This is a genomic window from Aureimonas pseudogalii, assembly GCF_014196835.1.
Classification (GTDB): domain Bacteria; phylum Pseudomonadota; class Alphaproteobacteria; order Rhizobiales; family Rhizobiaceae; genus Aureimonas; species Aureimonas pseudogalii.
This window is the reverse complement of record NZ_JACIEK010000001.1, coordinates 812,839-832,392: the sequence shown is the minus strand read 5'-3', so window position 1 is coordinate 832,392 and position 19,554 is coordinate 812,839. Positions and strand designations below refer to the sequence as shown.

The following is a 19,554-nucleotide window of genomic DNA, read 5'->3' as shown; positions in this document are numbered from 1 at the left end:
ATCAGACGTCGCGCAGGCCGAGTGGCGCAGGCGCGCCGACGCCGACGCCGACGCCGATGAGGAGCGGCGAGGGCTCGCGGTGGCTGGGATGCGCCAGCACTGCGTCGAACGCCGCCTTCGCCTTGCGAACGTCCGCCAGCGTCGGGCCGGACAGCGTTTCCTCGGCAAGGTCCATCAGGCGCTCCGCGGCGCGCGCCAGAACCGCGCGCTCCTCCCCCGAGCGGCAGCCGCGCAAGCCCTTGGCGAGTGCCGCGAGGAAGGCCGAGGCGGTGATGGCGTCGCCGGCGGCATATTGGCGAAGCCGGCCGAAGCCGCGCTCGACGAAGCCCTCGAAGGTCACGGGAAGGCCGATCACGCGAAGGTCTCCCGCCGGGTCGAGCCGCAGCGGGCTCGGCAGGTTGCGCCCCGCCAGTTCGCCGATGACGACGCCCATCCATTCGAGGCAGGTGACGGCGGTGTAGGGGTCGTTGACGCCCGGCGAGAGGGCACGCGAGCCGATCTCCACGAGTTCGTCGACGAGGAACAGAAGATCCTGCTTGGGCGAGCGGCGCGAGGAGATCGCCACCGCCTCGCGCAGCGTGTCGCGCACTGCGTCGTCGACGCGGGACCGCGGCCAGACGTCGAACAGCACCGAGCCCGGCTGCACGAAGGAGCCGGGACGGCAGTTCACGCGGATCACGATGTCCTTTTCGCGTGCGAAGCCGACGAGGATCTCGTCGTCGAAGATCTGGATGTAGCCGGCCTCGTCCGATGCGATCTCGGCCGCCTCGGCGCTGCCGGCGTCGGCCGCCGCCTCGTCGCGAAACGGCGGCGGGATCTGGGCTCGGGCGCGCCGGCGCTCGGCCTCTCCCTCCGGCGCGTCGCCGATCGTGCGGGGAAAGCGCGCGTCGATGCCGGCAAGAAGCGAGCGCCCGATGCCGGCGATGACGCGCACGATGTAGATGTTGGACGGCACGTGGTGGATGAAGAAGATGAGGACGCCGATCGAGCAGAGCGTCAGCACGGTGGAGCCGAGCATGGCGATGTTGGGCACGAAGGCCGGCGTCACCGTGCCGTCGCCAGCCGTGGTCGCCTCGCGCACCGTGCGCAGCACCAGGATGGAATAGACGTAGGTCGCGGTGAAGGTGCCGAGCACGAACTGGTTGCCGCGATCGTTCATGAAGTTGGAGAGGAGCCGCGGGCCGTAGCTGCCGGAGGCGTAGACCACCGCCGCCATGGTGACCGAGAACACCGTGCCGGCGACGCCGAGCATCGAGCCGCCGGTGGCCGAGATCACCGCGCGGGCGCCGCTCGGCTGCGAGGCGAAGAAGAAGGGCGAGTCGCCGAAGGTCTTGGCGTCGAGATGCATGTCGACGGAGACGAGCACGAAGGCGAGCACCGCCGCGAGGATCGCCAGCACGAGGGGGATGAACCAGTAGCTGGCGCGAAGATCCTCGGCGATTTTGAACAGGCGTGCGCGCATCGATCCTCCCGCCGCGCCGGCCGGCCCGAAACCGCGGCGCACCGCGGCGATTATCGGTCGCGCGTTGGCCGCGGCAAGCCCGGCGGCGAGCTTGCCGCTGCGGGTAAGGCCGGCGCTCCACCCGGACGCCCCCGTTGGTGCGCGGCGCCTTATCAGGTAGGACGGGCGCATGGATCACGAGCTTTCCGGCCGGCTGACCGACACCGGCCACAGCCTTCGCGTGCGCGTCTATTTCGAGGACACGGATTTCTCGGGCGTCGTCTACCACGCGCGCTACCTGCATTTTCTCGAACGCGGGCGCACCGACTACCTGCGCCTGCACGGCATCGGGCATCGCGAACTGATGGCGGGCGGCTTCGGCGAGCCGATGGCCTTTGCCGTGCGGCGCATGGAGATCGACTTCCTGCGCCCGGCACGCATCGACGACGTCCTCGACGTGGAGACGCGCACGACGCTGCTCGGCGGCGCGCGCGTCGTGCTCGACCAGCGCATCCTCTGCGAGGGGGCCGTGCTGGTGGAGGCCAAGGTGAAGGTCGCGGTGATCTCGCCGGACGGGCGCCCCCGGCGCATGCCGAAGGCCGTGGCGGAGCGGCTCGGCGGACCCGGCGATCCCTCGGACTGACGGAGGCCGGACCCTACGCACGCCGAACGGCGCCCAGCGGCTGTGACCCTCGTCAGACGACGGTGCGGGCGGCCGCGGGCACACCTCGGGGAGGGCGGCTTCGTGCTGCGCTGCGGCGACAGGTTCGGACCGCAACGAAATGTTAACCCTAACGAGGCTTGATGGGCTCGCGGCCGAAGTCCCCGGCCCGCGCCATTCTTTCACCGGATTCACAAGGTGAAAGAACGGGATGCTCGTCATGCGGCATGGGGCCGATCCAGACCGCCGTGTCGCCGGATTCTTTCGGGGGCGCGGACGGGGGATCGCGGCAGCACGGCACGCGCTACGCATCGGACGGATCGAGGGACACGAGGAATGAACGACGTCGCCCAGACTGCGCTCGCCGCCCATGGCAGCGACATGTCGATACTCGGACTGTTCTGGCAGGCCGGCTTCGTCGTCAAGTTCGTGATGCTGGGGCTGCTCGCCGCCTCGGTGTGGACCTGGGCGATCATCTTCGACAAGGCCGCCCGCTACGCCCGCTTCCGGCGCCAGCTCAACAATTTCGAGACCAATTTCTGGAGCGGCCAGTCGCTCGAGGAGCTCTACCACACGCTGTCGGACCGCAAGACCTCCGGCATGGGCGCCTTGTTCGTGGCCGCCATGCGCGAGTGGAAGAAGTCCTTCGAGAAGGGCGCCCGCTCGCCGATCGGCCTGCAGACCCGCATCGAGAAGGCGATGGACGTGACCATGGCCCGCGAGATGGACCATCTGGAATCGCGCCTCGGCTTCCTTGCCACCGTCGGCTCGGCCGCGCCCTTCGTCGGCCTGTTCGGCACCGTGGTCGGCATCATGACCTCGTTCCAGTCGATCGCCGCCTCCGAGCAGACCAGCCTCGCGGTGGTGGCGCCCGGCATCGCCGAGGCGCTGCTCGCCACCGCCGTCGGCCTCGTGGCGGCCATTCCGGCGGTCGTCGCCTACAACAAGCTCTCGGCCGACGCCGGCAAGCTCGGCATGCGGCTCGGAGCCTTCGCGGACGAGTTCTCGTCCATCCTGTCGCGCCAGATCGACGAGAAGTCGGCCGCTCGCTGAGCCCGGCGGCTCGACCGACGAACCACCGCAGACCACATCGGCCGCCGGGCGCGGCCACTCCGAGGGGAACCGATCCATGGGCATGTCGACGGGCGCCGCATCTTCCGGCGGCGGATCGCGCCGCCGGCGCGGCAAGCGCCGTGGGCCGATGAACGAGATCAACATGACGCCGATGGTCGACGTCATGCTGGTGCTGCTCATCATCTTCATGGTGTCGGCGCCGATGATGACGGTGGGCGTGCCGCTGGAGCTGCCGAAGACGGCGGCGAAATCGCTCAGCGCCAAGAAGCAGCCGATCACCATCTCCGTGCAGGCGGGCGGCGAGATCTTCCTGCAGGAGACGCCCGTGGCCGAGGACGCCATCGTCGAGCAGCTGAAGGCGATCGCCGAGGCCGGCTACGAGGAGCGCATCTTCGTGCGCGCCGACGGCAATGCCGGCTACGGCACGGTGATGAAGGTGATGGCGCGCATCTCGGCGGCGGGCTTCCGCAACATCGGCCTCGTCACGGCCCAGCAGACCGCGGGAAGCTGACGCGCGCGCCATGAAGTCCGTTGGCATCTCCACCGCCCTGCACGCCGCCGTCCTCACCTGGGGACTGTGGTCGCTCGGCTCGCCCGAGCCGCTCGAGATGGGCGGCGAGTCCGTGCCGGTGACCCTGATTTCCGATCTCTCCGAGGCGACGCTCGGCGACGAGAAGGCGCCCGAGGCCGAGATCTCCGCGCCCAAGCCCACCGAGCGGCCGGAGACGCCGCTCGTGGACGCGCAGAACGTCGGCGACAACAAGGTGGATCTCGACACCCCGCCGGCGCCGAAGGCCGCGCCGCAGGAGAGCGTGAAGACCGCTGCCGCCGAAGCGCCGCCGCCCCCGCCGCCAGCTGCCGAGCCGACGCCCCCCGTCCCGACGCCCGCCCCCGTGCCGGAGCCGACGCCTGCCCCGCCGGAGGTGACTGAGGCCAAGCCCGACGTGCCGACGCCGCCCGAGCCGCCGACCGAGATCGACGAACTCGCCGAGCTTCTGGCCGAAAAGCCGCCCGAGCCCCCGGCGCCGCCCAAGAACGTGCCGATGCCACAGGCCAAGCCCCGTCCGCCCGAGCCCGTGAAGGTGGCCGAGAAGCCCCCCGAGCCCAAGCCCGAGCCGGTGAAGGAAGCGGTGAAGACGCCGGAAAAGACCAAGACGCCCACCACGTCGAAGTCGACCGAAAAGACGAAGGAAACCAAGACCACGGACTCGCAGAAGTCGACGGAGAAGAATTTCGAGGACAAGGTCGCGGCTCTTTTGAACAAGCAGGATTCGGCGGGCGGCGGCTCCAAGGGCTCGACCCAGACCGCCTCGCTCGGCGCCAAGAAGGCGACGGGCGGCACTCTGTCGCAGAGCGAGCTCGACGCGCTGAAAGGCCAAATGGAAAAATGCTGGAGTCCGCCGGCCGGCAATGCCGACGCAGGTAGCTTCCGGGTTAAAGTTTCGATGCGTTTGAAGCCTACCGGCGATGTCGATGGCATGCCTGAAATTCTGGAAGGTGGTTCTGGCTCGACAGCGGAAAGAGCAGCCGGCGAGGCGGCACTTCGTGCGATTCGACGTTGTGCGCCTTACAACCTTCCCGCAGAAAAGTACGACACATGGTCGGAAGTAACGATCAACTTTGATCCCAGTCAGATGTTTTGACTTAGTATTATATTGTAAACGGCAGTGCTTTGCCGACCAACCCGACCTAAGAGGCCGGTCCACCCTTGATTGAAATGACAGAACGGATGCCACGTCGTGTTTGACGAAGTGAAAATCCGATTGCTGTACGGGAAGGTCCCGCAATGACGCGCTTTATCCGATACTTCGCCATTGCACTGGCTGCCAGCGCAACCGGCATGACGATGTCGGCTCCGGCTGACGCCGCAGTAGAACTTGACCTGACGCGCGGCACCGTGGCGCCGCTGCCCATCGCGCTGCCGGCGTTCCAGTCGCGCGACGCGCTCGGGCAGAAGATCATCGACGTGGTCTCGGCCGACCTCAAGCGCTCCGGCCTCTTCGCGCCGGTGAACCCGGCCGCCTTCATCCAGAAGGACCTCTCGCCCGACGCCACGCCCCGCTTCCAGGACTGGACGGTGCTGAACGCGCAGGCTCTCGTCTCCGGCCGCGTGACGCCGGAGGCCGACGGGCGGCTGCGCGTCGAGTTCCGGCTGTGGGACACGTTCGCCGCCAACCAGCTCGACGGCCAGCAGTTCTACGCGACGCCCGACAACTGGCGCCGCGTCGCCCACATCATCGCCGACGCCATCTACGAGCGGCTGACGGGCGAGAAGGGCTATTTCGACACGCGCGTCGTCTTCGTCGACGAGACCGGCACGAAGGACAAGCGCCGCAAGCGCCTCGCCATCATGGATCAGGACGGCGCCAACGTGCGCTACCTCACGCAGGGGGGCGACCTCGTGCTCACCCCGCGCTTCTCGCCCAACCGGCAGGAGGTCACCTACATGTCCTTCGGCGAGGGCGAGCCGCGGGTCTACCTCTTGCAGCTCGAGACCGGGCAGCGCGAGATCGTCGGCAATTTCCCCGGCATGACGTTTGCGCCGCGCTTCTCGCCGGACGGCCAGAAGGTGGTGATGAGCCTGCAGCAGGAGGGCAACGCCAACATCTACGCGATGGACCTTCGCTCGCGCGCCACGACGCGCCTCACCTCGACCAGTGCCATCGACACCTCGCCCTCCTTCTCGCCGGACGGCTCGAAGATCGTGTTCGAGAGCGACCGGGGCGGGCGCCCGCAGATCTACGTGATGGGGGCCGACGGCTCCGGCCAGCAGCGCATCTCCTTCGGCGCGGCGTCCTATTCGACGCCCGTCTGGTCGCCGCGCGGCGATCTCATCGCCTTCACCAAGCAGTCGGGTGGTCAGTTCCAGATCGGCGTGATGAAGCCGGACGGCTCGGGCGAGCGCATTCTCACGTCGGGCTTCCACAACGAGGGCCCGACCTGGGCGCCGAACGGCCGCGTCCTGATGTTCTTCCGCGACGTGCAGGGCGGTGGCGGGCCGCAACTCTATTCGATCGATCTCACCGGCCGCAACGAGCAGAAGATCGCGACGCCGAACTACGGCTCCGACCCGGCCTGGTCGCCGGCGCTGGAGTAGCGTCGAAGGCATCCGCCTTCGACGTGCATTGACCGCTCGTTAACCTCGAACATGGTAAACGGGCGGCACACCATTCCATGACATGAAGGAGACGGCCATGCGCCGCATCGCAACTGGGGTCCATGGTCGCATCGCTCTCGCGCTCGTGGCCGCTCTCGCTCTCTCGGCCTGCGCCAAGAAGAGCAACGTTCTACCCGACAACGCGGCGGGCCTCGGCCTCGGCGGGGCCGGCGGTCTCGGCGGCGCCGGCGGCGCGGGAGCCGGCGGTGCCGGCGGGCGCGGCGGCGCACCGGGCTCGACGCAGGATTTCACGGTCAATGTCGGCGACCGCATCTTCTTCGACACGGACTCGACCTCGATCCGCGCCGACGCGCAGCAGACGCTCTCGCGTCAGGCGCAGTGGCTGAACCAGTACCCGAACTACCGGATCGTCGTGGAAGGCCATGCCGACGAGCGCGGCACCCGCGAGTACAATCTGGCGCTCGGCGCCCGCCGCGCCGCCGCCACGCGCGACTACCTCGCCTCGCAGGGCGTCTCGTCGGGCCGCATGCGCACCATCTCCTACGGCAAGGAACGCCCGGTGGCGGTGTGCGACGACATCTCCTGCTGGTCGCAGAACCGCCGCGCGGTGACGGTGCTCTCGGGCGCCGGCTCCTGAGCCTTTTCGGCAACAGTGATGTGAGTGAAACGGCCCTTCGGGGCCGTTTTGCTGAGGCGAGCACGCCGTTGTGCTAGGGCCGGACAAACTTTGGACGCCTTCGCTCCCTTGATGCGAGGCACGCCGATCCGATCGTCGGAAGCCGCCCCTTTGCCCCTCCCGGGGCCGGTCACCGAGCGATCCCGAAGGGATGTTCCGTATGGCCCGCCAGTCTCTCTCCCGTCTCCTCCTCGGCTCGCTGGCCGTTCTCGCCGTCGCTGGCCCCGCCTCGGCGCTCGACCTGCCCTTCGGCCTGGGCGGCGAGACGCGGGCCCGCGTCGCCGCTCCCGCACCCCAGCCAGCGCCCGTGTTGATGGCGCAGGCCTCCGACGGGGGCGTACGCCTCAGCCAGATGGAAGAGGAGATGCGCCGCCTCACCGGCAAGGTGGAGGAGTTGTCCTTCCTTGTGCTGCAGCTGCAGGAGCAGCTGCGCAAGACGCAGGAGGACAACGAGTTCCGCTTCCAGGATCTGGAAAAGGCCAAGAGCGGCACCGCCGCTGCGCCGCAACGCCGCACCGACGCCGCACCGGCCGTCGATCCCACGCTGGCGACTGCGCCCCGCGTGGCGGCGGCGGCGCCCGCGAGCGTTTCCGTTCCCGGTACCGACGCCACGCAGACCGGCTCGGTCGCCGCCGCGCCCGCGCCGGCGGGCGACGAGATCGCCTCGATCCTCGGCGGCGGTGTCGCCGCGTCCGCGGCCGCGCCGGCCGAGGCCCCCAGTCAGGTCGCCTCGATCGCCGCCAACGGTCCGGTCGAACTCTATTCGCTCGGCTACAACTACATGCTCGCCGGCGACTACCACCTCGCCGAAACCACCTTCCGCCAGTACACGCAGGCCTACCCGACCTCGCAGGACGCGCCGGACGCGCAGTACTGGCTCGGCGAATCGCTCTATGCGCAGGCCAAGTACCGCGATGCCGCCGAGGTCTTCCTCAACGCGCAGAAGACCCATCCCCAGGCCGGCAAGGCCCCGGAGATGATGCTGAAGCTCGGCATGTCGCTGGCCCATCTCGACAACCGCGAGACGGCCTGCGTCACCTATTCGGAAGTGTCGCGCCGCTACCCCGCGATGAGCGCCAACGTGAAGCGCAAGCTCGAGGTCGAGGAAAAGTCGGCGCGCTGCTCCTGATCGAGCGACGGGCATCGCGGGCAGGGCGGAACCCGCGTGACTGACGGCACTGGGGAGGCGCTGGCCGCCGCGCTCCGCATCGTCTCCAGCGCACGCTGCGTCTCGTCCGGCCTCCTCCTCGCCGTCTCCGGCGGGCCCGACTCGCTGGCGCTACTCCTCGCTGCTCGCACCGGACGCGCCGATCTTCCCCCCCTCGCGGTCGCCACCATCGACCATGGTCTGCGACCCGAAAGCGCAGCGGAGGCCGAGGCGGTGGGCGCGCTCTGCGCCGCGCTCGGCCTGTCGCATCGCCGTCTCGTCTGGCGTGGGCCCGAGGGCGCCGGCGGCAATCTCGCGGCGCTGGCGCGCGAGGCTCGCTACGACCTTCTCGCCCGCGAAGCCCGGCGATGCAGCGCCGACGCGGTGGTCACCGCCCATCATTTCGACGACCAGCTCGAGACGCATCTCCTGGCACGGGCGCGCGGCGTCGCACTGCAGGAGGCGGCGGGCATGCGGGTGTGGCGCGATCTCCAGCCCGGCCTCGTGCTGCTGCGCCCGTTCCTGTCGCTGCGAAAGTCCGCGCTCGTCGATCTCGTGGCCGGCGAGGGAGTGCAGGCCGCCGATGATCCCGGCAACCGGGACCCACGCTCGGCCCGCGCCCGTCTTCGCCTTGCCCTCGCGGCCGGCGAGCACGACGAGGCGGCGCTGGCCGACGTGCTGCGGGCGGCGGATCGGCACCGCATGACGCGGGACGAGGCGCTTGCCGAGCGCCTGCGCGCGCTCGCCGTGAGCGGAACCCTGCGCACCGGCGAGAGCGGGCAGATCGAGCTCGCGGATGCCTCCGCCCTTTCCCCGACGTTGCTGTCGCGTTGTCTGACGGCGGCCGGCGGCGCGGCGGTCACGCCGCCGACGCGCGCGGTGCTTCGCCTCGCGGAGGCGCTGGCGGCTCGGCGCCGGTTCACGGCGACCCTCAATGGCTGCCGGGTCGAGCGCCAGGGCGACCGGCTGCTGTTTCTGCGCGAATACGGGCGCGAGGGCATCGCGCCGATGTCCACCGAGGGACCGGACGTCACCTTCGATCATCGCTTCGACATCCGGCCACCGGCGGAGGCGGGCAGGGCGATGCGGATCGTCGCATGGGGATCGCTCGGACGGGGCAACCTGCGGGACCGGACCCTGCCGGTGGCGCTGGACGAATCGGACCGTCCGATCGCCTGCCATCCGGCGCTGGCCCCCAAGCTGCCGAGCTGCGCGCCGCTCGTCTTGCGCGGGCGCGTGGGCTGGCGGCTGTGGGCCGATCTGCCGGGGTCCGCGCCCTTCATGTAAACCACGCGGCCCCAAATTGCCGCAAATCCCCCGCAGCCTGTTGGCAAGGATTTGGCGGCCACCTATCTTCGGTTCCAAGTCATGGTCCCACGTGACGACGCCATGTGGGCGCCCCGGCGCAATCCCAGGACGGATAATGAACCAGAACTTCCGGAATTTCGCCCTCTGGGCGATCATCGCTCTCCTGTTGATTGCGCTGTTCCAGCTGTTTTCCAACGGCTCGCAGACCGCCAACTCGCGCGAGATCCCCTATTCGCAGTTCCTCTCCGACGTCGACGCCAACCGCGTGCGTTCGGTGACGATCCAGGGCCAGCGGATCTCGGGCACCTACACCGACGGGTCGAGCCCGTTCCAGACCTATTCGCCCGGCGACGCGCAGATGGTCAGCCGGCTCGAGGGCCGCAACGTCACGATCAACGCGGCGCCGCCGTCGGACAATTCCAATCCGATCTGGTCGATGCTGCTCTCTTTCGGGCCGATCCTCCTCATTCTCGGCGTCTGGATCTTCCTGATGCGCCAGATGCAGGGCGGCGCCGGCGGCAAGGCGATGGGCTTCGGCAAGTCGAAGGCCAAGCTCCTGACCGAGGCGCATGGCCGCGTCACCTTCGCCGACGTCGCGGGCATCGACGAGGCCAAGCAGGATCTGGAAGAGATCGTCGAGTTCCTGCGCGAGCCCCAGAAGTTCCAGCGCCTCGGCGGCAAGATCCCGCGCGGCGTGCTGCTCATCGGCCCTCCCGGCACCGGTAAGACCCTGACGGCGCGGGCCGTGGCGGGCGAGGCCAACGTGCCCTTCTTCACCATCTCGGGGTCCGACTTCGTCGAGATGTTCGTCGGCGTCGGCGCGAGCCGCGTGCGCGACATGTTCGAGCAGGCCAAGAAGAACGCGCCCTGCATCATCTTCATCGACGAGATCGACGCGGTCGGTCGCCATCGTGGCGCAGGCCTCGGTGGCGGCAACGACGAGCGCGAGCAGACGCTGAACCAGCTTCTCGTCGAAATGGACGGCTTCGAGGCGAACGAGGGCATCATCCTCATCGCTGCCACCAACCGGCCGGACGTGCTCGACCCCGCGCTGCTGCGCCCGGGCCGGTTCGACCGGCAGGTCATGGTGCCGAACCCCGACGTCGGGGGCCGCGAGAAGATCCTCAAGGTGCATGTGCGCAACGTGCCGCTGGCGCCGAACGTCGATCTGCGCACCATCGCGCGCGGCACGCCGGGCTTCTCGGGCGCCGATCTCGCCAATCTCGTCAACGAATCGGCGCTGATGGCGGCGCGTCGCTCCAAGCGCCTCGTCACCATGCTTGAGTTCGAGGACGCCAAGGATAAGGTCATGATGGGCGCTGAGCGCCGGTCGATGGCGATGACCGAGGATGAGAAGAAGCTCACCGCCTATCACGAGGCCGGCCACGCGCTCGTCGGCATCTACGAGCCCTTCAACGATCCCCTGCACAAGGTGACGATCATCCCGCGCGGCCGGGCGCTCGGGGTCACCATGAACCTGCCGGAGCGCGACCGCTACGGCATGCGCAAGAACGAGATGGAAGCCCGGCTCACGATGATCTTCGGTGGCCGTGCCGCCGAGGAGATCATCTACGGCCATGACAATGTGACGACCGGCGCCTCCAACGACATCCAGCAGGCCACCAACATGGCCCGCGCGATGGTGATGGAATACGGCATGAGTGACAAGCTCGGCCGCCTGCGCTACCGGCAGAACCAGGAGGAGGTCTTCCTCGGCCACTCCGTCTCGCAGCAGCAGAATATGTCGGAGGAGACGGCGCGCCTGATCGATTCGGAGGTGCGTGGCATTATCGAGGTCGCCGAGAACAAGGCGCGCCGCATCTTGAACGAGCGGATCGATGATCTCCACAAGCTCGCCTACGGCCTGCTCGAGTTCGAGACCCTGTCGGGCGACGAGGTGCGTGATCTCCTCGCCGGCAAGACGCTGGCCCGCGACATGGGCGACGACACGCCGCCCTCGCGCGGCTCGGCCGTGCCGAAGGCGGGATCCGCCAAGCCCTCCGGTCCGCGCGACGAGAAGGACGGCGGTCTGGAGCCGCAGCCGAGCGCCTGACCCAAGGGCTGACCGCCGGGCGGTTCGCGCCGGCTCGATGATGAGAGAGGGGCGAGCCGCAGGGCCGCCCCTTTTTCGTTGTGTGTTCGGTGGCCGAGCCGGTCGGCCTCGCGCCAGCGGAGAGCTTGTATTCTCTTTCACCTTTCGTGCGATGATACCGTTCGCAGACGTCCGCACGACCCCGAGTTTGGAACCGCCCTTCATGAGCAAGTCCTATTTCGGCACCGATGGCATTCGCGGCCGGGCCAATCGCTTTCCGATGACGCCGGAGATCGCGATGAAGGTCGGCATGGCCGCGGGCCTCGCCTTCCGCCGCGGCAACTACCGGCACCGGGTCGTGATCGGCAAGGATACGCGGCTTTCTGGCTACATGATCGAACCCGCGCTCTGCGCCGGCTTCACCGCCGTCGGCGTCGACGTGCTGATGCTCGGACCGATGCCGACGCCCGCCGTCGCCATGCTGACGCGCTCGATGCGGGCCGACATCGGCGTGATGATTTCCGCCTCGCACAATCCGTTCGACGACAACGGCATCAAGCTCTTCGGCCCCGACGGCTACAAGCTGTCGGACGAGTTGGAGACCGAGATCAACGGCTTGATCGAGGAGGATCTGTCGAAGCGCCTCGCCGACGGCGCCCATCTCGGGCGGGCCCGGCGCTACGACGACGGCGGGCGCGACCGCTACGTCGAGTTCGCCAAACGCACCCTGCCGCGTGAGATGTCGCTGGAGGGCGTGCGTGTCGCGATCGACTGCGCCAACGGCGCCGCCTACAAGGTGGCGCCCGACGTTCTCTGGGAACTCGGCGCCGAGGTCGTGAAGATCGGCGTCGATCCCGACGGCACCAACATCAACCTCAACTGCGGCTCCACCAGCCCCGCCGCGCTCACCGCCAAGGTGCGCGAGGTGCGCGCCGACATCGGCATCGCGCTCGATGGCGACGCCGACCGGGTGCTGATCGTCGACGAGAACGGCGAGGTGGTGGACGGCGACCAGATCATGGCCGTGATCGGCGAGGCCTGGGCCGAGGATGGGCGTCTCGCGGCCGGCGGCGTGGTCGCGACCATCATGTCCAATCTCGGGCTGGAGCGCTTCCTGAACGAGCGGCAGATCCAGCTCGCGCGCACCAAGGTCGGCGATCGCTACGTGGTGGAGCACATGCGTCAGCACGGCTACAATGTCGGCGGCGAGCAGTCCGGCCACATCGTTCTGTCGGATTTCGGCACCACCGGCGACGGTCTCGTCTCGGCGCTGCAGGTGCTCGCGGTGGTGCGCAAGGCCGGGGGCACGGTGTCCGAGGTCTGCCGCAAGTTCGAGCCCGTGCCGCAGGTCCTGAAGAACATCCGGTTCTCGGGCGGCGAGCCGCTGGAGCAGGAGCGGGTCAAGGACGCGATCAGCCTCGGGCGCGACCGGCTGGGGCAGGGGGGGCGCCTGGTGATCCGTCCGTCCGGCACCGAGCCGCTGATCCGCGTGATGGCGGAGGGCGACGACCTGGCGCTCGTCGGCGAGGTCGTCGACGACATTATCGGCGCGCTGCGGCGCGAGGCGGCTTGAGCCCGGCCCTATGACGTGCGCGCGTCGGCCTTTATACGAAGCGTTAATCATTAATCTTTAGATTCGGGAGTGTTGCGGAACCCCAAGCCGCGCCCTCACGAATTTTGGAGATTTGACCATGGTTCGGCTTGTCCTCGCGCTCATGGCGTCCGCGACATTGCTGCCGTTCGCTGCCCAGGCCGCGGACATTCTGGAGCCCATCCCGGTCGTCGAGCCGGCCCCCGACTTCAGCGGCTGGTACATCCGTGCCGACGTCGGCTACGTCTTCAAGTCGAAGACCGACGGCAACTGGGACTTCTGGAACCAGTTCCCCGGCGTCGAAGGCATCGACGACACCTACCGCTACGACGAGCTGCGCCTCGACTCGACCGCCAGCTTCGGCGGCGGCGTCGGCTATCGCTTCTCCGACATGTTCCGCGCCGACGCGACGCTCGACTACTTCCGCCCCGACGTGTCCGGCAAGACCGCTTGCCCCTACATGATCAAGATCGATGCCGCGCACGGCCTGCGTCATCAGGACGAGTGCTACTACGACGAAGGCTCCAAGGCCGACGTCTGGACGGCGATGGCCAACGCCTATGTCGACCTGCCCTTCTTCGGACCGGTCACGCCCTATCTCGGCGCCGGCATCGGCGCGGCCTACGTCCAGTACGACGATCGCTCGACGCAGGAAGTCTGCCCGAGCTGCAAGCCGAGCTACACGCCCTTCAAGGCCACCAGCGAGGGAACCGACGACTGGCGTCTGGCCACCGCCCTCATGGCCGGCGCGAGCATCGACCTGACCCATAGCCTGGCGCTCGACGTCGGCTACAAGTTCACCAAGATCTGGGAAGGCGACGCCTTCGAGTACGACGCCGCCGACAAGAGCTTCGGTGCCAAGGGCACGCAGGTTCGCGACAACGGCTTCGACGTCCACACGATCCGCGCCGGTCTGCGCTACTCGTTCTTCTGAGAACCACACCGGGAGCGGCGCCCTGGCGCCGCATCCTTTTCATCGTTGAAAAGGGTCGTCCCGCGGGGCGGCCCTTTTTCATGGGCCGAAGCTGACGCGGGCATGGCGGGCCGCCACCGGGCCCGCGGGTTAACGAACGTGGTTAACGAGCGATTAAGACTTGGCAATGCAAGGTGGCGTCCGACGCCGCCCGCATCGGGCATCGGTCTTCTTGCGCGCGGAAAGCCTGCCCCATGCCCAGCATCCTTCGCCCCGCAGCCGCCCTCCTCTCGCTTCTCGCGACGGCGAGCCTCGCCGCGGCCGCGGACATCCAGTCGGCGCCCGAGATCTCGGTGAGCGCGGCCCCCGCGCGCTTCTACGTTCGCGCCGATCTCGCCTACGATCTTCGCTCCGATCTCGACCTTTCCGGCAGCGTTGCGACCCCTGCGGGTTCGGTGCCCGCCGGTCTCGGCATGGGCCATGTCGACGAGGGGCTCGCCGGCGGTCTCGGGCTCGGCTTCCAGGCCGTTGACTGGCTGCGCGCCGACGCGACCGTTCGCTACTCCGAGCCCGACGTCGATTTCTCCGTGCCGGTCCTCTGCCTCTCGGCGGCGCTCTGCGGCGCGTCGCGCGCGCCGGGCGAGGTGAGGGCGGTCGAGCTCATGGGCAATGTCTATGCCGATCTCGGCACCGTCGCGGGCTTCACGCCCTATCTCGGCGGCGGCCTCGGCGCGGTCCACCTTTCCTATGGCGACGGCGCCTTCGACCTCGGCGGGGCCGGCGCGGCTCCGGTCGCGGGGCAGCAGTCCTGGCGCTTCGCCTACGCGCTGAGCGCCGGCGTCGCCTACGACGTGACGCCCGCGATGGCGCTCGATCTCGGCTACCGCTATCTCGACGTCGAGGGCGGCGAGGCGTCGTCCTTCGCCGTGCCGACGCCGGGCTTGACGGGCTTCGAGACGAGCGGGCACGACGACGGCTTCGACCGCCACTCGATCCAGATCGGACTGCGCTACCGCTTCGGATGATACCGGAGGAGGACGGGAGGGCGACGCTGCCGTGCCGCGCCCCACCGTCATCGGAATGTCGCTTGACGCCGCCGCCGCGCGGGCCTAATGGCCGCGGCGGGACACGCCTCCCCAACGAGGCGCCGACTATCTGAGAGGATAGACCATGGCGAATACCGACAAGCCGACCACGCGTCCGGCCAATCCCCGATTCTCGTCCGGCCCCTGCGCCAAGCGCCCGGGCTGGAGCCTCCAGGCGCTCGAAGACGCGGCGCTCGGGCGCTCGCACCGCGCCAAGATCGGCAAGACCAAGCTCCAGAAGGCCATCGACGACACCGCCGCCATTCTCGGCGTGCCCGCCGACTATCGCGTCGGCATCGTTCCTGCCTCCGACACCGGCGCCGTCGAGATGGCCATGTGGTCGCTGCTCGGCGAGCGCCCGGTCGACATGGTCGCCTGGGAAAGCTTCGGTTCGGGCTGGGTCACCGACGCCGTCAAGCAGCTGAGGCTGACCGACGCCCGCGTCTTCGAGGCGGGCTACGGCGAGATCGTCGATTTCACCACGCTCGACTTCGACCACGACGTCGTCTTCACCTGGAACGGCACGACCTCGGGCGTGCGTCTGCCGAACGGCGACGCCATCCCGGCGGATCGCAAGGGCCTGACGATCTGCGACGCGACCTCGGCCGCCTTCGCGCAGGATCTGCCCTGGGACAAGCTCGACGTCGTCACCTTCTCCTGGCAGAAGGTGATGGGCGGCGAGGCCGCGCACGGCATGCTGATCCTCAGCCCGCGCGCCGTCGAGCGTCTCCTCACCTACAAGCCGGCTTGGCCGCTGCCGAAGATCTTCCGCCTCACCTCCGGCGGCAAGCTGATCGAGGGCATCTTCAAGGGCGAGACGATCAACACGCCCTCCATGCTCTGCGTCGAGGACTATCTCGACGCGCTCGCCTGGGGCCAGCGCATCGGCGGCCTGCCGGCGCTGAAGCAGCGTGCCGACGACAATCTCGCGGTGATCGAGCGCTTCGTCGAGGCCAACGACTGGATCGGCTTCCTCGCGGTGGACAAGGCGACGCGCTCCAACACCTCGGTCTGCCTGCAGTTCACGGACGCGAGCGTGGTGGCACTGCCGAAGGACGCGCAGGAGGCCTTCGCCAAGGGCGTCGCGTCGATGCTCGAAAAGGAAGGCGTCGCGCTCGACGTCGGGGCCTATCGCGACGCGCCTCCGGGCCTTCGCATCTGGGCCGGCGCCACGGTGGAGGCCTCTGATCTGGAAGCCCTGATGCCGTGGATCGCCTACGCCTTCGCCCAGCAGAAGGCGACGCTGGCGCAAGCGGCGGCCTGAGCGAGGCCGCGGGATCGTGGCCTTCTCGACCGCGATCCGCAGCTTCCTTGCCGACACGCTCGCCCTCATCGCGTTCTTCACCGTCACGAGCGGGCTGAACGAGCGCTTCGTCGCTGGCATGGGCTGGAGCGAGGTGCTCGTGTCGCGTTCCATCGGCGCCGTTCTCATGGTGCTGACGGCGCGGCCCTACGGGCTTTGGCGGACTTGGTTCCTCGGGCGGGTGCGAACGTCGACGCGGTGGGGATCGCTCCTCGCCGACGGTCTGGCGCTTCTTCTGTTTCAGGTGCCGATCTACTTCGCCATCCTTCTCGTCGGCGGAGCGGACCTGCCCTCCGCGCTGCGGGGCTCCGCGAGCTTCGCCGCGCTGATGATCGTTCTTGGCCGCCCCTACGGCCTCTGGCTCGACTTCGTGCGCACCCGCTTCGGGCTGCGCGGACCCGGGCAGAAGCCGATGTCGCTCGGCGGCTGAGTTCGATGCCCCGATGAACCGGGCCGCCGCGCGCGGCTCGTCCTCGATCCCGACCGTTCGCTTTCCTTTTTTGGAGTCCTCGTGCTCCGCCACCTCAGGAGGTCCGACATGGCACCCCGCGTTCTCGTTTCCGACAAGCTCTCTCCCACCGCCGTCCAGATCTTCAAGGACCGGGGCGTCGAGGTCGACTACCTGCCCGATCTCGGCAAGGACAAGGACAAGCTCCTCGAGGCCATCGGCCAGTATGACGGCCTCGCCATTCGCTCGGCCTCGAAGGTCACCGAGAAGATCATCGACGCCGCCACCAGGCTGAAGGTGATCGGGCGCGCCGGCATCGGCGTCGACAATGTCGACATCCCGGCGGCCAGCCGGAAGGGCATCATCGTGATGAACACGCCCTTCGGCAACTCGATCACCACGGCCGAGCACGCCATCGCCATGATGTTCGCGGTGGCGCGCCAGCTGCCCGCCGCCGATGCCTCGACGCAGGCCGGCAAGTGGGAGAAGAACCGCTTCATGGGGGTCGAGATCACCGGCAAGGTGCTCGGCGTCATCGGCTGCGGCAACATCGGCTCGATCGTCGCCTCGCGCGGCGTCGGCCTGAAGATGAAGGTGATCGGCTTCGACCCGTTCCTCTCGCCCGAGCGCGCCTCGCAGCTCGGCATCGAGAAGGTCGAGCTCGACGAGCTCTTCCGCCGCGCCGACTTCATCACGCTGCACACGCCGATGACCGACAAGACGCGCGGCATCATCGACGCCAAGGCCATCGCCACGATGAAGAAGGGCGTGCGCATCATCAACTGCGCGCGCGGCGGGCTGATCGTGGAGGCCGATCTCGCCGAGGCCATCAAGTCGGGCCACGTGGCGGGTGCGGGCATCGACGTGTTCGAGACGGAGCCGGCGACCGATTCGCCGCTCTTCCATCTCGAGAACGTGGTCTGCACGCCGCATCTCGGCGCCTCCACCACGGAAGCGCAGGAGAACGTCGCGCTGCAGGTGGCCGAGCAGATGGCCGACTATCTCGTCAACGGCGCGGTGTCGAATGCTCTGAACATGCCCTCGATCACCGCCGAGGAGGCGCCGCTCCTGACGCCCTACGTGAAGCTCGCCGAGATCCTCGGCTCCTTCGCCGGGCAGCTGACGGACGACCCGATCGACGCGGTGGAGATCCTCTTCGATGGCGCGCCGGCCGGTATGAACACCCGCGCCCTCGTCTCGGCGGCGCTCGCCGGCCTGATGAAGGCGCAGGTGCAGACAGTGAACATGGTCTCGGCGCCGCTGATGGCCAAGGAGCGCGGCATCGCCGTCTCCGAGGTGCGGCGCGACAAGTCGGGCGTCTTCGACGGCTATCTCAAGGTGACCGTGACCACGAAGAAGCAGACGCGCTCGGTGGCGGGCACCTGCTTCTCCGACGGCAAGCCGCGCTTCATCCAGATCAAGGGCATCAACATGGAGGCCGACGTCGGCCGCTACATGCTCTACACCGCCAACAAGGACGTGCCCGGCGTCATCGGCGAGCTCGGCATGGCCTTCGGCAAGGCTGGCATCAACATCGCCAACTTCCATCTCGGCCGCGACGAGCAGGGCGGCAGCGCCATCGCGCTGCTCTATCTCGACCAGCCGCTGGACGACGCCTTCATCCGGCAGATCGAGGGGCTGAACGCCATCGGCCAGGCCAAGCTTCTGACCTTCGAGGTCTGAGACGGGCGACGGGTATTCGAGAGGGGGCGGTCCGCGAGGGCCGCCCTTTCGCGTTTCACCGCGGCCTCGCGCATGACCGGACCCGGCACGTCAGTCGCGTGGCCGCGTCGGCAGTGGCGCCGCCGGTGCGTCGGCCATTCGCAGGCTGCGCTTGCCGCGTTCGGCCAGGGTGATGCCGCCGAGCACCAGCGCCAAGGCCACCACGTGATAGGCGAAGAGCGGCTCGCCGAGCACCGCCACCGCGAGGATCGTGCCGAAGATCGGCACGAGATTGATGAAGAGGTTGGCGCGGTTGGCGCCGATCATCTCGACGCCCTTGATGTAGAGGCTCTGCGACAGGATCGAGGGCAGGAGCACGCTGAACGCGACCACCGCCCAGCCCTGCGCGTCCGGCCAGCGCTGCGCGCCCAAAGCCCATTCGCCGATCGCCACCGGTAGAGAGGTCGCGAAGGCGGTGAGCGAGATCAGGAAGATCGAGCTCAGCCAATGGATCGCGGGCTTGCGCGACAGCATGATCGTGTAGGCGCCGAAGAACAGAACGGCGACGAGCATCAGCGCGTCGCCGTGGTTGAGATCGAGCCCGGCCAGCGTCGTGAGATCGCCATGCGCGGCCGTGAGCAGCACGCCGAGCAGCGTCAGCGAGAACCCTGCGACCTGCATCCACGTGACGCGGGCCCGGAAGACGAGGAACATGCCGGCGAACACCACGAGCGGCATCGAGGACTGCACGATCGTGGAGTGGATCGCGCTCGTGTAGTTCAGCGCCACGTAGAAGAGCGAGTTGAAGCCGGTGAAGCCGACGAGGCCGAGCACGAGGAAGTAGCCGAGGCGCGGGCGCACCAGCGGCCAGTCGCGCCGCAGGTGCGGGATCGCGAAGGGCGCGAGCAGCACCGCCGCGATCGTCCAGCGCAGGAGCGTCAGCATCATCGGCGAGACGTGGCCGACCGCGAGCTTTCCCGCCACGGAGTTGGCGCCCCAGATGAGGGCCGTCAGGCCGAGCAGGACGTAAGGATGACGGAGTTTCTGCAGCATGGCGCTGCATAGGCGCCGGACGGGGCGAAGCGCAATGCGCTT

At 68.6% G+C, this 19,554-nt stretch carries 17 protein-coding genes; 15 read left to right on the top strand and 2 right to left on the bottom strand.

Annotation, left to right across the window (positions count from 1 at the left end; translation table 11 throughout):
- Position 1: 1 nt before the first annotated feature.
- Complete coding sequence (locus GGR04_RS03790) at positions 2–1,462, bottom strand: DUF2254 domain-containing protein (protein WP_183197998.1); 1,461 nt, start codon at positions 1,460–1,462, stop codon at positions 2–4.
- A 169-nt stretch (positions 1,463–1,631) separates the two neighbouring features.
- On the opposite strand from GGR04_RS03790, the gene ybgC reads away from it, so the two are divergent.
- From ybgC to serA, 15 genes are all read left to right on the top strand, one after another.
- Positions 1,632–2,084 (top strand): tol-pal system-associated acyl-CoA thioesterase, encoded by a 453-nt coding sequence (gene ybgC / locus GGR04_RS03785; RefSeq protein ID WP_183197996.1) that lies wholly within the window; start codon positions 1,632–1,634, stop codon positions 2,082–2,084.
- Positions 2,085–2,438: 354 nt separating this feature from the next.
- Positions 2,439–3,155 carry a protein TolQ gene (gene tolQ / locus GGR04_RS03780; protein ID WP_183197994.1) on the top strand — a complete coding sequence of 239 codons (717 nt, stop codon included), beginning with the start codon at positions 2,439–2,441 and terminating at the stop codon, positions 3,153–3,155.
- Between the two features lie 76 nt (positions 3,156–3,231).
- On the top strand, positions 3,232–3,687 hold the full coding sequence (gene tolR, locus GGR04_RS03775; protein WP_183197992.1) for a protein TolR: 456 nt from the start codon (positions 3,232–3,234) through the stop codon (positions 3,685–3,687).
- Positions 3,688–3,697: 10 nt separating this feature from the next.
- Positions 3,698–4,819 (top strand): cell envelope integrity protein TolA, encoded by a 1,122-nt coding sequence (gene tolA, locus GGR04_RS03770; protein WP_183197990.1) that lies wholly within the window; start codon positions 3,698–3,700, stop codon positions 4,817–4,819.
- Positions 4,820–5,016: 197 nt separating this feature from the next.
- Positions 5,017–6,273 carry a Tol-Pal system beta propeller repeat protein TolB gene (gene tolB, locus GGR04_RS03765; RefSeq protein ID WP_376769825.1) on the top strand — a complete coding sequence of 419 codons (1,257 nt, stop codon included), beginning with the start codon at positions 5,017–5,019 and terminating at the stop codon, positions 6,271–6,273.
- 82 nt (positions 6,274–6,355) lie between these two features.
- The gene (pal, locus tag GGR04_RS03760; RefSeq protein WP_376769814.1) at positions 6,356–6,931 is read left to right on the top strand and encodes a peptidoglycan-associated lipoprotein Pal; all 576 of its coding nucleotides are present in this window, start codon (positions 6,356–6,358) and stop codon (positions 6,929–6,931) included.
- A 199-nt stretch (positions 6,932–7,130) separates the two neighbouring features.
- Entirely contained in the window at positions 7,131–8,099 is a 969-nt protein-coding gene (gene ybgF, locus GGR04_RS03755) for a tol-pal system protein YbgF (RefSeq protein ID WP_183197984.1), read from the top strand.
- Between the two features lie 36 nt (positions 8,100–8,135).
- Positions 8,136–9,404, top strand: a complete 1,269-nt coding sequence (gene tilS / locus GGR04_RS03750; RefSeq protein ID WP_183197982.1) for a tRNA lysidine(34) synthetase TilS — start codon at positions 8,136–8,138, stop codon at positions 9,402–9,404.
- A 136-nt stretch (positions 9,405–9,540) separates the two neighbouring features.
- Positions 9,541–11,478, top strand: coding sequence for an ATP-dependent zinc metalloprotease FtsH (gene ftsH / locus GGR04_RS03745; protein ID WP_183197980.1), 1,938 nt, complete (start codon positions 9,541–9,543; stop codon positions 11,476–11,478).
- Between the two features lie 202 nt (positions 11,479–11,680).
- The gene (gene glmM, locus GGR04_RS03740; RefSeq protein ID WP_183197978.1) at positions 11,681–13,030 is read left to right on the top strand and encodes a phosphoglucosamine mutase; all 1,350 of its coding nucleotides are present in this window, start codon (positions 11,681–11,683) and stop codon (positions 13,028–13,030) included.
- Between the two features lie 118 nt (positions 13,031–13,148).
- The gene (locus tag GGR04_RS03735; protein ID WP_183197976.1) at positions 13,149–13,982 is read left to right on the top strand and encodes an outer membrane protein; all 834 of its coding nucleotides are present in this window, start codon (positions 13,149–13,151) and stop codon (positions 13,980–13,982) included.
- 233 nt (positions 13,983–14,215) lie between these two features.
- On the top strand, positions 14,216–14,986 hold the full coding sequence (locus GGR04_RS03730) for an outer membrane protein (RefSeq protein ID WP_183197974.1): 771 nt from the start codon (positions 14,216–14,218) through the stop codon (positions 14,984–14,986).
- A gap of 145 nt (positions 14,987–15,131) precedes the next feature.
- Positions 15,132–16,310 (top strand): phosphoserine transaminase, encoded by a 1,179-nt coding sequence (locus tag GGR04_RS03725; RefSeq protein ID WP_183197972.1) that lies wholly within the window; start codon positions 15,132–15,134, stop codon positions 16,308–16,310.
- 16 nt (positions 16,311–16,326) lie between these two features.
- A complete protein-coding gene (gene alaE, locus GGR04_RS03720) occupies positions 16,327–16,779 on the top strand; it encodes an L-alanine exporter AlaE (RefSeq protein ID WP_312857394.1) in 453 nt (150 codons plus the stop codon).
- Between the two features lie 108 nt (positions 16,780–16,887).
- Entirely contained in the window at positions 16,888–18,480 is a 1,593-nt protein-coding gene (serA, locus tag GGR04_RS03715) for a phosphoglycerate dehydrogenase (protein ID WP_183197970.1), read from the top strand.
- Between the two features lie 90 nt (positions 18,481–18,570).
- Here serA and GGR04_RS03710 read toward each other — a convergent pair whose 3' ends face one another.
- Complete coding sequence (locus tag GGR04_RS03710) at positions 18,571–19,512, bottom strand: DMT family transporter (RefSeq protein ID WP_183197968.1); 942 nt, start codon at positions 19,510–19,512, stop codon at positions 18,571–18,573.
- Positions 19,513–19,554 lie beyond the last annotated feature (42 nt).

Coding starts and splice junctions, on each gene's coding strand:
- GGR04_RS03790 (WP_183197998.1), bottom strand. CDS start 1,462: ATGCGCGCACGCCTGTTCAAAATCGCCGAGGATCTTCGCGCCAGCTAC.
- ybgC (WP_183197996.1), top strand. CDS start 1,632: ATGGATCACGAGCTTTCCGGCCGGCTGACCGACACCGGCCACAGCCTT.
- tolQ (WP_183197994.1), top strand. CDS start 2,439: ATGAACGACGTCGCCCAGACTGCGCTCGCCGCCCATGGCAGCGACATG.
- tolR (WP_183197992.1), top strand. CDS start 3,232: ATGGGCATGTCGACGGGCGCCGCATCTTCCGGCGGCGGATCGCGCCGC.
- tolA (WP_183197990.1), top strand. CDS start 3,698: ATGAAGTCCGTTGGCATCTCCACCGCCCTGCACGCCGCCGTCCTCACC.
- tolB (WP_376769825.1), top strand. CDS start 5,017: ATGACGATGTCGGCTCCGGCTGACGCCGCAGTAGAACTTGACCTGACG.
- pal (WP_376769814.1), top strand. CDS start 6,356: ATGAAGGAGACGGCCATGCGCCGCATCGCAACTGGGGTCCATGGTCGC.
- ybgF (WP_183197984.1), top strand. CDS start 7,131: ATGGCCCGCCAGTCTCTCTCCCGTCTCCTCCTCGGCTCGCTGGCCGTT.
- ftsH (WP_183197980.1), top strand. CDS start 9,541: ATGAACCAGAACTTCCGGAATTTCGCCCTCTGGGCGATCATCGCTCTC.
- glmM (WP_183197978.1), top strand. CDS start 11,681: ATGAGCAAGTCCTATTTCGGCACCGATGGCATTCGCGGCCGGGCCAAT.
- GGR04_RS03735 (WP_183197976.1), top strand. CDS start 13,149: ATGGTTCGGCTTGTCCTCGCGCTCATGGCGTCCGCGACATTGCTGCCG.
- GGR04_RS03730 (WP_183197974.1), top strand. CDS start 14,216: ATGCCCAGCATCCTTCGCCCCGCAGCCGCCCTCCTCTCGCTTCTCGCG.
- GGR04_RS03725 (WP_183197972.1), top strand. CDS start 15,132: ATGGCGAATACCGACAAGCCGACCACGCGTCCGGCCAATCCCCGATTC.
- serA (WP_183197970.1), top strand. CDS start 16,888: ATGGCACCCCGCGTTCTCGTTTCCGACAAGCTCTCTCCCACCGCCGTC.
- GGR04_RS03710 (WP_183197968.1), bottom strand. CDS start 19,512: ATGCTGCAGAAACTCCGTCATCCTTACGTCCTGCTCGGCCTGACGGCC.